General features: G+C 44.0%; 13 protein-coding genes and 2 tRNA genes. 13 read left to right on the forward strand and 2 right to left on the reverse strand.

All coding sequences use genetic code 11. The features are described 5' to 3' along the window. Positions 1–48: 48 nt before the first annotated feature. Complete coding sequence (gene dacB / locus PSF31_RS14650) at positions 49–1,497, reverse strand: serine-type D-Ala-D-Ala carboxypeptidase (RefSeq protein WP_096864331.1); 1,449 nt, start codon at positions 1,495–1,497, stop codon at positions 49–51. Positions 1,498–1,742: 245 nt separating this feature from the next. Here dacB and greA point away from each other — a divergent pair, with 245 nt between their 5' ends. After that, positions 1,743–2,219 carry a transcription elongation factor GreA gene (gene greA / locus PSF31_RS14655; RefSeq protein WP_004905916.1) on the forward strand — a complete coding sequence of 159 codons (477 nt, stop codon included), beginning with the start codon at positions 1,743–1,745 and terminating at the stop codon, positions 2,217–2,219. Positions 2,220–2,337: 118 nt separating this feature from the next. Here greA and yhbY read toward each other — a convergent pair whose 3' ends face one another. Continuing rightward, positions 2,338–2,631 carry a ribosome assembly RNA-binding protein YhbY gene (gene yhbY / locus PSF31_RS14660; protein WP_004905914.1) on the reverse strand — a complete coding sequence of 98 codons (294 nt, stop codon included), beginning with the start codon at positions 2,629–2,631 and terminating at the stop codon, positions 2,338–2,340. 135 nt (positions 2,632–2,766) lie between these two features. Here yhbY and rlmE point away from each other — a divergent pair, with 135 nt between their 5' ends. From rlmE to truB, 12 genes are all read left to right on the forward strand, one after another. After that, complete coding sequence (gene rlmE / locus PSF31_RS14665) at positions 2,767–3,396, forward strand: 23S rRNA (uridine(2552)-2'-O)-methyltransferase RlmE (RefSeq protein WP_004905912.1); 630 nt, start codon at positions 2,767–2,769, stop codon at positions 3,394–3,396. A 57-nt stretch (positions 3,397–3,453) separates the two neighbouring features. Continuing rightward, positions 3,454–5,433, forward strand: coding sequence for an ATP-dependent zinc metalloprotease FtsH (ftsH, locus tag PSF31_RS14670; RefSeq protein WP_004905910.1), 1,980 nt, complete (start codon positions 3,454–3,456; stop codon positions 5,431–5,433). A gap of 66 nt (positions 5,434–5,499) precedes the next feature. Further along, entirely contained in the window at positions 5,500–6,336 is an 837-nt protein-coding gene (folP, locus tag PSF31_RS14675) for a dihydropteroate synthase (protein WP_096864330.1), read from the forward strand. 4 nt (positions 6,337–6,340) lie between these two features. Continuing rightward, positions 6,341–7,678, forward strand: a complete 1,338-nt coding sequence (gene glmM, locus PSF31_RS14680) for a phosphoglucosamine mutase (RefSeq protein WP_004905906.1) — start codon at positions 6,341–6,343, stop codon at positions 7,676–7,678. A gap of 220 nt (positions 7,679–7,898) precedes the next feature. Then, positions 7,899–8,243: a preprotein translocase subunit SecG gene (gene secG, locus PSF31_RS14685; RefSeq protein WP_004905902.1), complete on the forward strand. Its 345-nt coding sequence runs from the start codon at positions 7,899–7,901 to the stop codon at positions 8,241–8,243. A gap of 115 nt (positions 8,244–8,358) precedes the next feature. Further along, a tRNA-Leu gene (locus PSF31_RS14690) sits at positions 8,359–8,448 on the forward strand. 58 nt (positions 8,449–8,506) lie between these two features. Beyond that, positions 8,507–8,583, forward strand: a tRNA-Met gene (locus tag PSF31_RS14695). 252 nt (positions 8,584–8,835) lie between these two features. Next, positions 8,836–9,288: a ribosome maturation factor RimP gene (gene rimP, locus PSF31_RS14700; RefSeq protein ID WP_036958775.1), complete on the forward strand. Its 453-nt coding sequence runs from the start codon at positions 8,836–8,838 to the stop codon at positions 9,286–9,288. 23 nt (positions 9,289–9,311) lie between these two features. Then, the gene (gene nusA, locus PSF31_RS14705) at positions 9,312–10,820 is read left to right on the forward strand and encodes a transcription termination factor NusA (protein ID WP_004905898.1); all 1,509 of its coding nucleotides are present in this window, start codon (positions 9,312–9,314) and stop codon (positions 10,818–10,820) included. 23 nt (positions 10,821–10,843) lie between these two features. Beyond that, complete coding sequence (gene infB / locus PSF31_RS14710) at positions 10,844–13,582, forward strand: translation initiation factor IF-2 (RefSeq protein ID WP_096864329.1); 2,739 nt, start codon at positions 10,844–10,846, stop codon at positions 13,580–13,582. A gap of 86 nt (positions 13,583–13,668) precedes the next feature. After that, positions 13,669–14,079 (forward strand): 30S ribosome-binding factor RbfA, encoded by a 411-nt coding sequence (gene rbfA, locus PSF31_RS14715; protein WP_004905894.1) that lies wholly within the window; start codon positions 13,669–13,671, stop codon positions 14,077–14,079. Continuing rightward, positions 14,079–15,032, forward strand: a complete 954-nt coding sequence (gene truB / locus PSF31_RS14720) for a tRNA pseudouridine(55) synthase TruB (RefSeq protein WP_004905892.1) — start codon at positions 14,079–14,081, stop codon at positions 15,030–15,032. Before rbfA ends, truB begins: the two co-directional genes overlap by 1 nt. Positions 15,033–15,096: the final 64 nt, after the last annotated feature.

A 15,096-nucleotide genomic window follows, 5' to 3' on the forward strand; every position in this document is an offset into this window, starting at 1 on the left:
AGTCTGAAAGGCGCGAAAGCGCCTTTTTACTGTCTAAATCACGTATGATCAGTTTTTCTGATACAGATCTTTATACAAACGGCTTTCAAATCGTACTAATGGAACTCGACGAGTACGTTGCTGGCTCTGTGGTACTGCATAAGCAGAGATAAATTGCACAAAAGCCACACGTTGACCACTGGCGGTTGTGATAAAACCAGCGAGATTATAAACCCCTTGTAATGCTCCAGTTTTGGCGGAAACTTTTCCATTAACACCCGCCTCATCAAAACCACCACGGTAACGCAAAGTGCCATCATGGCCTGCAAGTGGAAGCATAGAAATAAAATCGAGTTGTTGATCATTTTTTGCGATAAATTGCAAGATCTCCATCATGGTTGCTGGGGTGATTAAATTATGGCGAGATAATCCCGATCCATCTACCATCACGGTATTGCCAAGGTCGATCCCCGCTTTTTGCTTCAGCACTTGTCTTACCGCATCGGATCCTGAACGCCAAGTCCCCGGAACGCCATAATATTCACGGCCAATGGTACGAAAAACGGTATCCGCTATCATATTATCCGATTTTTTGAGCATCACTTTCAACAAGTCATGTAGTGGCTTAGATTCGGTTTTGACTAATACTTGTGATTGAGCCGCAGGAAATGTGCGTTTTTTCACATGGCCAGTTAGCTCAATACCCGCGGTGGTTAACTCATTTTTGACAATTGCACCGGAGTAACTCGCTCCGTTTTGTACCGCAAAGGCAAGTGGCAAGGGCTCGCTGCGTTGAGTTAAACAACCTGTTAGGGTGTAGCGGTTCAGTTCACCAGGAACGACATCAAGTTCGCAATAGCGCGCTTCAGGGGAACCTTTAGGTAATGTTTTGACTTCGCTGAACATATTGACAGGGTAAAAACTAGCCGCCTTAATGAATGCAAAATCTCCTGCTTTTTCAGCAGGGTAAAGAGAAACTGAAAAACAGTTACGGTCAATGATAGCCGCAGCGGGTGGCGCACTAAAGCATTGGGTCATATCATTCCAAACCCATCCCGGTGCTTTGTCATGGCTAGTAAAAGCAGAAATATCAACGACGAGATCGCCGTCAACTTTATGGATCCCAAGCTGCTTTAATGCATTCGCCATATTGCGAATTTGTTGGCGGGTTAATGTCGGGTCACCACTGAAGCGGATCACTAAATCACCCGTCAGCGTGTTGTTGCTAAGTTTTGCATCAGTTTCAAAATTGGTGACAAAACGGTAATCTGGCCCCAGTTGCAATAGGGCAGCAAGAGCGGTCACAACCTTTTGTGTACTTGCAGGTAATGCCATTTGCTGTGCATTATAATCAATTAATGGGGTGCTACTTCCCACTTTTTGCGCGACCAGAGCAAGGTTAGTGCCATCAGGTAAATATTGTTTGTATTCATCAATAGGAATCGCAAAAACTTGCGTACTAGCTAAGGTAATTCCTAAAGAGATTATCCATTTTCTGGTTAAAGTTAATAATGACATATATTTCACGCATTAGGGTGGACATATAATACATACTAAAGTGTAATGCCCAAGAAAGTAAACGGTGACCCGTTATTAAGTCTCAGTTAAAATAGCGTACATTATGATAAGATAAATGAGTACATAAGTCTGATTGCGTTTTTTTACTAGAACACCCCCGGTTTTACGCAGGTGTTCGGTGTACTGTTGTTACAAAATCAGGAAGATACTTGTTTTTAGATAGGATTGAACCGAGGTATTTATTAATGAAACAGATCCCGATGACGGTACTTGGTGCGGATAAGCTAAGAGAAGAGCTAGAATTCCTTAAATCTGTCCGTCGCCCAGAAATTATTGCATCTATTGCAGAAGCGCGTGAGCACGGTGACTTAAAAGAAAATGCAGAATATCATGCAGCACGTGAGCAACAAGGTTTCTGTGAGGGCCGTATTCAAGAAATCGAAGGGAAACTTTCTCACGCTCAAGTGATCGATGTAACTAAAATGGTCAATAACGGTCGTGTTATCTTTGGCGCGACTGTGACAGTATTGAATGTTGATACTGACGAAGAGCTAACGTATCGTATTGTTGGTGATGATGAAGCAGATATTAAGATCAATCTGATTTCTGTGAACTCACCGATAGCACGCGGTTTAGTGGGTAAAGAAGTTGATGATGCGGTCTCGATTAAAACCCCAGGTGGTGATGTCGAGTTCGAAATTCTTAAAGTTGAGTATATCTGATTCCTATTTCCCTGAATTGGTTATATTATTTCCCTGATTTAAAGAAAAAGGCCGCAGGCGGCCTTTTTCATCATATAAAACATGCTTTCAATGGCATTTTTATATAAATGATGGGGGATTATTTAGGTAAAATGATTTTGCGGTCTGCCGAAGGACGGTAGATAACAAGAATTTTACCAATAATTTGTACATTTACTGCACCAGTTTCGCGAACAATCGCATCAGCGATCAAATTTTTAGTATCACGGTCTTCGCCTGCGATCTTGACTTTGATAAGCTCATGATGTGCTAATGAGAGTTCAATCTCAGCCAAAACACCTTCGGTTAAACCATTGTTGCCGATCATAACAACAGGGTTTAAATGGTGAGCGAGACTTTTTAGGTGCTGAATTTGTTTTTTATTAAGATTCATTGATTTTTTGCTTGGTTAGTATTGAAAATGGCTTATTCTACCGCCATCTGATATCTATCACCATCAATTATATCTTTTTGATGGTAAAGAAGCAGCAAGTTAGGTGAAGTTCTTTTAGTATAGTTGGAAAGCACAATGGCCAATAAAAAACGTTCGGCAAGCTCAAGTCGCTGGTTGCAAGAGCATTTTAGTGATAAATATGTTCAGCAAGCACAAAAAAAAGGGCTACGCTCACGTGCATGGTTTAAGCTGGAAGAAATCCAGCAAGGTGATAAAATTTTTAAACCAGGTATGACCGTTGTTGATTTAGGAGCAGCCCCTGGTGGTTGGTCGCAATACGTTGTTAGCCAAATAGGTCATAATGGGCGGGTTATTGCTTGTGACTTATTGCCGATGGACCCAATCGTTGGCGTTGATTTCCTGCAAGGGGATTTTCGCGATGAAGCCGTTCTCGCCGCTTTGTTAGAACGCGTTGGCGACAAAAAAGTACAGGTGGTCATGTCTGACATGGCTCCAAATATGAGTGGGACACCAGCGGTTGATATTCCTCGCTCTATGTATCTAGTTGAATTAGCTTTGGATATGTGCCGTGCTGTATTGGCGCCTGGGGGGAGTTTCATTGTTAAAGTGTTTCAGGGAGAAGGCTTTGACGATTACCTTAGGGATATCCGCTCCCTGTTTACGAAAGTAAAAGTTCGTAAACCCGAATCTTCGCGCGCACGGTCACGTGAAGTATACATTGTAGCGACAGGGCTAAAACTGTAGTACCCTGAGCGTTATTTGTTAACACAGTTGTAATATGAGGTTAATCCCTTGAGTGACATGGCGAAAAACCTGATTCTCTGGTTAGTCATCGCAGTTGTTCTGATGTCCTTGTTCCAGAGTTTTGGCCCAAGCGATTCGAATAGTCGCAGAGTTGATTATTCTACGTTTATCAATGAGTTAGCCCAGGATCAGGTACGTGAAGTTCGTATCACAGGTCGTGAATTGAACGTCAGAAAGGCTGATAATAGCCGCTATACAACTTATCTTCCTATGCAGGATGAGAAGCTGTTAGACACTTTGCTAAATAAGCATGTGACGGTTGTTGGTGAACCACCAGAAGAACCTAGCTTACTGACATCTATTTTTATTTCCTGGTTCCCAATGCTTCTGTTGATTGGTGTCTGGATTTTCTTCATGCGCCAGATGCAAGGCGGTGGCGGCAAGGGGGCAATGTCATTTGGCAAAAGTAAAGCCCGCATGCTGACAGAAGATCAGATCAAAACAACATTTGCAGACGTTGCTGGGTGTGATGAAGCCAAAGAAGAAGTAGGCGAAATCGTAGAGTTTCTGCGTGAACCTGCTCGTTTCCAAAAACTTGGCGGTAAAATTCCAAAAGGCGTCCTGATGGTAGGGCCTCCAGGAACAGGTAAAACATTACTGGCAAAAGCTATCGCTGGTGAGGCAAAAGTTCCATTCTTCACCATTTCCGGTTCTGACTTTGTGGAAATGTTTGTGGGGGTGGGGGCTTCTCGTGTTCGTGACATGTTCGAACAAGCGAAAAAAGCAGCGCCTTGTATCATCTTTATTGATGAGATCGATGCGGTAGGTCGTCAACGTGGTGCAGGTCTTGGTGGTGGTCACGATGAGCGTGAACAAACACTGAACCAAATGCTAGTTGAGATGGACGGTTTCGAAGGTAATGAGGGGATCATTGTTATCGCAGCAACTAACCGTGCTGACGTACTTGACCCTGCTTTATTACGTCCAGGTCGTTTTGACCGTCAGGTAGTCGTTGGCTTACCAGACGTTCGTGGCCGTGAACAAATTCTGAAAGTACATATGCGTCGTGTTCCTATTGACCCAAGTGTAGATACTTTCATTCTTGCACGTGCAACACCTGGGTTTTCAGGTGCTGAACTCGCAAACTTAGTGAACGAAGCCGCATTGTTTGCTGCTCGCGCGAATAAGCGTGTTGTTTCTATGGTTGAGTTTGAAAAAGCGCGTGACAAGATTTGGATGGGTGCAGAGCGTCGTTCTCTGATGATGACCGAAGAGCAAAAAGAATCAACGGCTTACCATGAAGGTGGTCATATGATTATCGGTCATTTAATGCCAGAACATGACCCTGTCCACAAAGTAACGATCGTTCCGCGTGGGCAAGCGTTAGGTGTTGCTTTCTTCTTACCTGAAGGTGATGAAGTCAGTCGTAGCCGCTTGAAGCTCGAAGGTATGATTGCAACGGCATATGCAGGTCGTATTGCAGAAGAACTGATTTATGGTCGCGATAAAGTCACAACGGGTGCTTCTTCCGATATTCAGTTTGCGACGAATACGGCACGTAACATGGTGACTCAGTGGGGCTTCTCTGACCGCTTAGGCCCAATGCAGTATTCGAAAGAAGAAGGCCCAGCGTTCTTAGGTCGCTCTTCAGGTAATGGTTCAGGAATTTCTGATGAGACAGCACGTATTGTCGATGAAGAAATTAAAAAAATTCTGGACCACTGTTATCAATTGGCATACAAAACATTGGAAGACAATATTGATATTCTGCATGCGACTAAAGATGCATTATTGAAATATGAAACCATTGATATGCCACAGATTGATGACCTGATGAACCGCCGTCCAGTGCGTGAGCCAGCAGGTTGGGATGAAGACAAAAAAGTGAGTAATGTCACTGGTTCGTTCGGTACAGGTGCGCCAAAAGCGGAACCTACAGCGGAAAAACCACAGTCTGAAGAACCAAATAACACAAGTAATAGTAATAATGCTGATGAATCAAACCCATCAGATAATAACGACAGCAAACCACAATAAGCGGTCGTGAAATAAAATATTAAGACCCCAGTTCGCTGGGGTTTTTTTCGTTAAGGAAAAATAACAATGCAAATCAAAGCGAGAGGCAGTGTCCTTGACTTATCCACACCTAAGGTGATGGGGATTTTGAATGTCACTCCTGATTCATTTTCAGATGGTGGCACTCATAATCGTTATCATGATGCGCTTGAACATGTGGCAAAAATGGTGCAACACGGTGCGACTATCATTGATATTGGTGGCGAATCTACCCGTCCAGGGGCTGCCGAAGTTTCTGTGAATGAGGAACTTGATAGGGTTATTCCTGTTGTTGAAGCAATAGCCCAGCGTTTTGATGTATGGATTTCAGTCGATACCTCTAAAGCCCAAGTCATGGCGGAAGCAGCAAACGCAGGTATGCATATCATCAATGATATTCGTTCTCTACATGAGCCAGACGCATTAGTCGTCGCCGCGAAAACAGGTTTACCCGTTTGTATTATGCATATGCAAGGCCAGCCAAGAACGATGCAAGAAGCGCCAAATTATGAAAATGTGGTGCGTGAGGTAAAAGACTATCTTGATGCTGAAATCACCCGGTGTGTGGGCGCAGGGATAGAGAGGCAACAAATTATCCTTGATCCAGGCTTTGGTTTTGGTAAGAACTTGTCGCATAATTACCAGTTATTGGCAAACTTAGAACAATTTCATAATTTCGGACTACCGCTATTGGCAGGGATGTCACGTAAATCTATGATTGGACAATTATTGAATGTTCCACCACAAGAACGCCTCGCAGGCAGCCTAACTTGTGCAGTGATTGCTGCGATGCAAGGGGCTCACATCATTCGAGTTCATGATGTCAAAGAAACCGTGCAAGCGATGCAAGTGGTACAGATGACTCTGTCAGAAAAGGAAAAATAAGCGTATGAGCGACCGTAAATATTTTGGTACTGATGGTATTCGTGGCAAAGTGGGTGATAGCCCAATTACCCCTGATTTTGTTTTAAAATTAGGCTGGGCGGCAGGGAAAGTCCTCGCTCGTCATGGTTCACGTAAAATTATTATTGGTAAAGATACGCGTATTTCTGGCTATATGTTGGAATCTTCATTAGAAGCGGGCTTAGCAGCGGCAGGTTTATCCGCATCTTTCACAGGTCCAATGCCAACCCCAGCGGTTGCTTATTTAACACGTACTTTCCGCGCAGAAGCGGGAATTGTCATTTCAGCGTCTCATAACCCATATTATGATAATGGGATTAAGTTCTTCTCAATTGATGGGACTAAGCTGCCTGATGAAGTCGAAGAAGCCATTGAAGCTGAAATGGAAAAGCCGATCACCTGCGTTGAGTCAGCTGAATTAGGTCGTGCAAACCGTATTGTAGATGCTGCGGGCCGTTATATTGAATTCTGTAAAGGTACGTTCCCGAACGAACAAAGCCTTGCAAGTTTAAAAATTGTCATTGATTGTGCTAATGGGGCTACTTACCACATCGCACCAAATGTGTTCCGTGAGTTAGGGGCAGAAGTCATCACTATCGGTTGCGATCCTAACGGAATCAACATCAACGAAGAGTGTGGCGCTACAGACGTTCGCCAGTTACAACAAAAAGTTTTGGAAGAAAAAGCGCATGTTGGTTTAGCATTTGATGGTGATGGTGACCGCATTATTATGGTTGATCACCTCGGTGAAAAAGTCGATGGCGACCAAATCCTCTTCATTATTGCTCGCGAAGCGTTACGCCAAGGCCAGTTAAAAGGCGGGGTAGTGGGAACATTAATGAGTAATATGGGTTTAGAAATCGCCCTAAAACAGCTAGGAATTCCTTTTGAGCGTGCAAAAGTGGGCGACCGCTATGTTCTCGAAAAATTACAGGAAAAAGGTTGGCGCATGGGGGCTGAAAACTCAGGCCACGTGATTTTATTAGATAAAACGACCACTGGTGATGGGATTGTTGCAGGCTTGCAGGTATTAAGCGCTATGGTACGTAACCATATGAGCCTACATGATTTATGCAGCGGTATGAAATTATTACCACAAGTGCTAGTTAACGTACGTTTCAAAGGCCAACACGACCCATTACAAAGTGATGCAGTTGTTGCCGCGAACGAAGAAGTTGAAAAACAATTGGCAGGAAAAGGCCGCGTATTACTGAGAAAATCAGGAACAGAGCCATTAATCCGAGTTATGGTTGAAGGTGAAAACGAAGCTGATGTGACAGCAATGGCAAACCATATTGCTGATGCAGTAAAAGCAGCTGGCTAAGTTGTTATTGGTGAAGCTGAGCGATATTTTGATAATTTGTTGTTTTTTTCTGCAAATAATCAAATGGAATTAAAATAGACTTGCTTGTCGGCTCAGCTTTGGTTAGTATTCGCACCTGCTCAATCCCGTAAGCGTGTTTCTTTACGGTCGAAATGAGCAGGTGTGCAGTGATAAAGGTCATAGCATTAGGCTATGCACCGCAACTGAATAGGTAACTCAAATGTATGTAGCTCTTTTAATTATTTTCTTGCTAGCGGCTATCGGGCTTATTGGTCTGATTATGTTACAGCAAGGTAAAGGTGCTGACATGGGAGCTTCATTCGGTGCGGGCGCTTCTGCAACACTGTTTGGTTCATCGGGCTCAGGTAACTTCATGACCCGTATGACTGGAATCTTGGCTGCTGTGTTTTTCATCATCAGTTTAATACTTGGCAACATGACTGCCAACAAGTACGGAACTGGTAGTGGTAGTAAGTGGGAAAACATTAGTGAACCTACAAAAGTCGAGCAACCAACAGACGTTCCGGCAGCACCAGCTACACCAACGAGCGATATCCCTCGTTAAGTGTGAAAGATTCCGAATGAAGGCAACTAATGCCATCATTAAGTAGTAAGCTCAGCGATGAGCAAGAAGTTAAAATTTGAGGTTATTGATTAAATATTGATAACCTCGCCTCAGTGCCGAGGTGGTGAAATTGGTATACACGCTACCTTGAGGTGGTAGTGCCTACAAAACGGGCGTACGGGTTCAAGTCCCGTCCTCGGCACCATTATTTAAGATACTTGTGATTTACAAGTTATCTGTGTAGAATATGACACGCTTTCGAACGCGGGATGGAGCAGCTTGGTAGCTCGTCGGGCTCATAACCCGAAGGTCGTCGGTTCAAATCCGGCTCCCGCAACCATTTCTTATTCAACATACCTTGTCAGTATCGTGGTCTATAGTAGTTATCCGGTGTAGTAATCAAGTGCAGTTATCTAACAGCTCTCAAAATTTCTCATCGATTTCTCTAGATTTTACAGGTATAATAAGAATATGGTGAACCCGTGCACTACAGGGTCCAGTTGCATAAAGCCCCGAATTTCGGGGTTTTTTGTTATTTGACAATCGAATTAACTGGGCTTTTATAGCCCTTTTTTTATGTCTGGGGGTGGGCTTGTCCACATTAGAACAGAAATTAACAGAGATGATCTCAGCACCTGTGGAGGCGCTAGGCTTTGAATTTGTAGGCTTAGAGTTTGTCCGTGGCCGTACATCAACACTGCGTGTCTTCATTGATAGTGAAGAAGGCATCACTGTTGATGATTGTGCTGATGTCAGCCATCAGGTCAGTGCAGTATTGGACGTTGAAGATCCAATCTCTGTCATTTATAACCTGGAAATATCGTCACCAGGGCTTGAACGTCCATTATTCACCATTGCGCATTATGAGCGTTTTATGGGGGAAGAGGTGGCATTGACTTTGCGTATAGCAATGCAGAACCGCCGTAAGTGGCAAGGAATTATTAAGGCCATAGACGGTGAAATGATTACGGTTACTGTAGATGGTAAGGATGAGGTGTTCGCCCTCGGCAACATCCAGAAAGCTAACTTGGTACCCCACTTTTAATAAAGTTCAATGAGGCAACTAGGATGAATAAAGAAATTCTGGCTGTTGTAGAAGCGGTTTCTAACGAAAAATCCCTCCCTCGTGAAAAAATCTTCGAGGCTCTGGAAACTGCATTAGCGACGGCGACTAAAAAGAAATACGAGCAAGAAATTGATGTTCGTGTGGAAATTGACCGTAAATCAGGTGATTTCGACACGTTCCGTCGTTGGTTAATTGTGGAAGAAGTCACAATGCCAACGCGTGAAATTACGTTGGAAGCGGCTCAGTATGAAGACCCAGCGCTCCAGCTTGGAGAGTACGTCGAAGATCAAATTGAATCTGTTGTATTCGACCGTATTACTACCCAAACAGCTAAACAAGTTATCGTACAGAAAGTGCGCGAAGCAGAACGTGCGATGGTTGTTGACCAATTCCGTGAGCAACAAGGTGAAATTATCACTGCTCAGGTGAAAAAAGTTAATCGTGAAAATATCACGTTAGATTTAGGCAATAACGCGGAAGCCGTTATTCTGCGTGAAGATATGTTGCCACGTGAAAACTTCCGTCCAGGTGACCGTATCCGCGGAGTCCTGTATGATGTTCGTCCTGAAGCACGCGGCGCGCAACTTTTTGTTACGCGTTCTCGCCCTGAAATGCTGATTGAATTATTCCGCATTGAAGTGCCAGAAATCGGCGAAGAAATTATTGAAATTAAAGCCGCTGCTCGTGACCCAGGCTCTCGTGCAAAAATCGCAGTTAAAACTAATGACAAGCGTATCGACCCAGTTGGTGCTTGTGTTGGTATGCGTGGTGCACGTGTTCAAGCCGTTTCTAGTGAATTAGGCGGCGAAAGAATTGATATTGTGTTATGGGATGATAACCCAGCTCAATTCGTTATTAATGCAATGGCTCCGGCTGATGTTGCATCTATCGTAGTCGATGAAGACAAATGTACGATGGATGTTGCCGTAGAAAGTAGTAATTTGGCACAAGCCATTGGACGTAACGGTCAAAACGTTCGTCTGGCAGCTCAGTTACTGAAAAAACACCGTGGTGATGACAAATGGGAATTAAATGTCATGACCGCAGAAGAGCTTAATGCAAAACATCAGGCAGAAGCACATGCTTCTATTGATACATTCACCAAGCATCTTGATATTGATGAAGAGTTTGCCACTGCACTTGTTGAAGAAGGCTTCTCGACGTTAGAAGAACTGGCTTACGTGCCTATTAATGAACTTCTGGAAATTGATGGTCTTGACGAAGAGACTGTTGAAGTTCTACGTGAAAGAGCGAAAGCGGCCCTCACCACAATAGAATTGGCTCAAAAAGAGAGCCTAGGTGATAATCAGCCAGCAGAAGATTTATTGAATCTTGAAGGTATGGATCGTACTCTTGCCTATAATTTGGCTACTCGTGGAATCTGTACACTGGAAGATCTTGCTGAGCAGGGCATCGACGACCTGATTGATATTGAAGGTCTGGATGATGAGAAAGCAGGTACGCTCATCATGGCCGCACGTAATATTTGCTGGTTCGGTAACGATGCGTAAACACTGTAGCAGGAAGGAACGGCATGACAGAAACTGTAAAAACATTGGCAACGGAAATTCAAACCACAGTTGATCGCCTGGTACAGCAATTTGCTGAAGCAGGGATCAAAAAAGGTGAGAATGACTCTGTTAGCCAGTCAGAAAAAGAAGCTTTACTGAACCATTTAAACCGTGAACAAGGCGGGGTAGCGGGTCAGCCAAGCAAATTGACACTACAGCGCAAAACTCGTAGTACGCTGAGTGTCCCCGTCACCGGTGGCAAAAGCAAATCGGTAAATGTCGAAGTCCGCAAAAAACGCACTTATGTGAACCGTGATGCTGAAGAAGCAAAAGCGGAAGAGCAGGCGCAGCGTGAAGCGGAAGAGCAGGCACAGCGCGAAGCTGAAGAACTGGCACAACGTCAAGCAGAAGCAAAACGATTAGCAGAAGAAACAGCTAAACGTGAAGCGGAAGAAAAGGCAAAACGTGAAGCCGAAGAGAAAGCAAAACGTGAAGCAGCAGATAAAGCTACGCGCGAAGCAGCGGAAAGAGAAAAAGTGAAACCAAGCGAAAATCAACAAAAACCAGGCAAAGCTGTAGAAAGTAATGCCGACAAACAACGCCGTGAAGCTGAAGCTGCGGAGCTAAAACGTAAAGCTGAAGAAGAAACTCAGCGCAAAGTTGAAGCAGAAGCACGTCGCGTAGCTGAAGAAGCACGCAAAATGGCAGAAGAAAACGGTGAAAAGTGGACTGCTGAAACGAAAACTGAAGAAGACAGCGATTATCACACGACAACTTCAACGCACGCTCGTGCAGCTGAAGATGAAAGTGATGAGAAAGAAGAAGGCCGTCGTTCACGTAATCGTACTGCAAAAGCACCTCGCCAGAAGAAAGGTAATAAACTTTCTGAAAAAGCAGATCGCGAAGAAGAACGTGCCGCAGGCCGTTCGGGTCGCAGCAAAGGTAAGCAACGTAAAGGTAGTTCTTTACAACAAAGCTTTACTAAACCAGCAGTTGCGGTTAACCGTGATGTTGTGATTGGTGAAACAATCACTGTTGGTGAACTTGCTAATAAAATGGCAGTAAAAGGTTCTCAAGTCATCAAAACGATGATGAAGATGGGCGCAATGGCGACTATCAACCAAGTGATTGACCAAGAAACTGCACAGTTAGTTGCAGAAGAAATGGGTCACAAAGTTATTCTGCGTCGTGAAAACGAATTAGAAGAAGCGGTAATGAATGACCGTGATACAGGTTCTGCACTTCAAGAGCCACGTGCGCCAGTTGTGACCATTATGGGTCACGTTGACCATGGTAAAACCTCTCTACTTGACTACATTCGCTCAACGAAAGTGGCATCAGGTGAAGCGGGTGGTATTACTCAGCACATTGGTGCTTACCACGTACAAACTGATAAGGGTATGATTACCTTCTTAGATACCCCAGGTCACGCCGCGTTTACTTCAATGCGTGCTCGTGGTGCTCAGGCAACGGATATCGTTGTTCTGGTTGTTGCTGCAGACGATGGTGTTATGCCACAAACAATTGAAGCTATTCAGCATGCGAAAGCAGCGGGTGTACCAATTGTTGTTGCAGTAAACAAAATTGATAAACCAGAAGCTGATCCAGACCGCGTTAGAAATGAGCTGTCTCAGTACGGTGTTATTTCTGAAGACTGGGGTGGTGATACTCAGTTCATCAGTGTTTCTGCTAAGAAAGGTACCGGTATTGACGAGTTGCTCGATGCTATCTTGCTGCAAGCTGAAGTTTTAGAACTGAAAGCGGTATATGCAGGCATGGCAAGTGGTGTCGTTGTTGAGTCGTACTTAGACAAAGGTCGTGGCCCAGTTGCAACAATCTTAGTTCAAGAAGGTACACTGAACAAAGGCGATATCGTCCTGTGTGGTTTCGAATATGGCCGTATTCGTGCAATGCGTAACGAATTAGGTAAAGAAGTTCAGTCTGCAGGCCCTTCAATGCCTGTTGAGATCTTAGGCTTATCTAACGTGCCTTCAGCGGGTGATGAAGCTACCGTTGTACGTGACGAGAAAAAAGCACGTGAAGTTGCCCTGTATCGTCAAGGTAAATTCCGTGATGTTAAATTAGCTCGCCAGCAGAAATCTAAACTGGAAAACATGTTTGCTAACATGGAAGAAGGTAAAGTGTCTGAGCTGAACATCGTTCTGAAAACCGACGTACAAGGTACTTGTGAAGCAATTACCGACTCTCTAATGAAGCTGTCGACTGATGAAGTTAAAATTAAAATCATCGGTTCTGGTGTAGGTGGTATCACTGAAACTGACGCAACATTAGCTGCGGCATCGAATGCTATCATCTTAGGCTTCAATGTACGTGCAGATGCTTCTGCTCGTCGCGTGATTGAAAGTGAAAGTGTTGACTTACGCTACTACTCTGTTATCTATAGCTTAATTGATGAAATCAAACAAGCTATGAGCGGTATGTTAGCGCCTGAGTACAAACAGCAAATTATTGGACTTGCAGAAGTTCGTGATGTATTTAAATCACCGAAATTCGGCGCGGTTGCTGGTTGTATGGTCACTGAAGGCACCATCAAACGTAATAACCCAATCCGCGTATTACGTGATAACGTGGTTATTTATGAAGGTGAGCTAGAGTCACTACGTCGCTTTAAAGATGACGTCAATGAAGTTCGTAACGGTATGGAATGTGGTATCGGCGTTAAGAACTACAACGATGTTCGTGTAGGCGATATGATTGAAGTTTTCGAAATTATTGAAGTTAAACGTTCTATTGACGGTTAATTTTGTGAGTACCCACGAAATGTCGTGGTGAGAAAACAGTATGAATGAGGGGGCGCTTGCCCCCTTTATTGTCAGGAGATATAACGATGGCAAAAGAATTCAGTCGTGCACAACGCGTTGCGCAAGAGATGCAAAAAGAAATTGCGATCATCTTACAACGTGAGATCAAAGACCCACGTATTGGTATGGCTACCGTTTCAGGTGTCGAGTTATCTCGCGATCTCGCATACGGTAAAGTCTTTGTGACCTTCTTCAATATCGCTAACGATAAAAGCGAAGAAGAAATGGTTGCAGATGGCATTAAAGCATTAAATGAAGCATCAGGCTTTATACGTTCATTAATTGGAAAAGCAATGCGTTTGCGTATTATTCCTGAGTTAACATTTGAATATGACAACTCTCTTGTTGACGGTATGCGGATGTCTAATTTAGTGTCAAATGTGATCCGCGATGATGAAAAACGTCGTGCGGATGTTAGTGATAAAGAGGAAAAATAATGGGGCGTCGTCGTAGCGGCCGTAATATTGACGGCGTAGTGCTGCTGGATAAACCCACGGACATTTCTTCAAATGATGCGCTGCAAAAAGTGCGGCGCTTTTTTAATGCCAATAAAGCCGGGCACACGGGGGCACTTGACCCTCTCGCAACAGGTATGTTGCCTGTTTGTCTCGGCGAAGCGACGAAATTTTCCCAGTTTTTACTCGATTCAGATAAACGTTATCGCGTGATTGCACGTCTTGGGCAACGTACTGATACGTCAGATTCACATGGCGAAATTATTAGTGAGCGTAACGTAGAGTTTACACAGCAGCAACTAGATGATGCTTTAGAATTTTTCCGCGGTGATACATTACAAATTCCTTCAATGTATTCTGCGTTGAAACACCAAGGTCGTCCGTTGTATGAATATGCGCGTAAAGGGATTACAGTTGAGCGTGAAGCTCGCCCAATTACAGTGTATGAATTGCAGTTTATTCGTTTAGAAAATAATGAATTAGAACTGGAGATACACTGTTCTAAAGGAACCTATATTCGTACAATTATCGATGATTTAGGTGAGATGTTAGGCTGTGGTGCGCATGTTATTTACCTGCGTCGAGTGCAAGTGGCTAATTACCCTTATGAGCGAATGGTAACATTAGAACAATTAGCTTCTTTACGGGCAAAAGTAGATGCGGGTGAAGGTTCTTTTGAGTCATTGCTCGACTCTCTATTGTTACCAATGGATACCGCAGTCGTTCATTTTCCAGCTGTAAATATTACAGAGGAAACAGCGGCTTATTTTAAGCAGGGTCAACCTGTGAGAGCCGCAGTCCAAGGCCTTGAAGAAGGTTGTATGGTCCGAGTCACTTGTGGCGCAGAGCAGCGGTTTATCGGTATTGCTCTGGTGAGTGAAGATGGCCGTATAGCACCGAAGCGTTTGGTTGTGGAAAATGAACAGTCCGTGTAGTGGCGCTTATTGCTTTGCTGCCTTAAGCAGCGTAGAATAGCGGCGCTTAATCTTGAGATGCTAA

Origin of the sequence: Providencia sp. PROV156 (assembly GCF_028480905.1) — a bacterium.
Lineage (GTDB): Bacteria > Pseudomonadota > Gammaproteobacteria > Enterobacterales > Enterobacteriaceae > Providencia > Providencia hangzhouensis.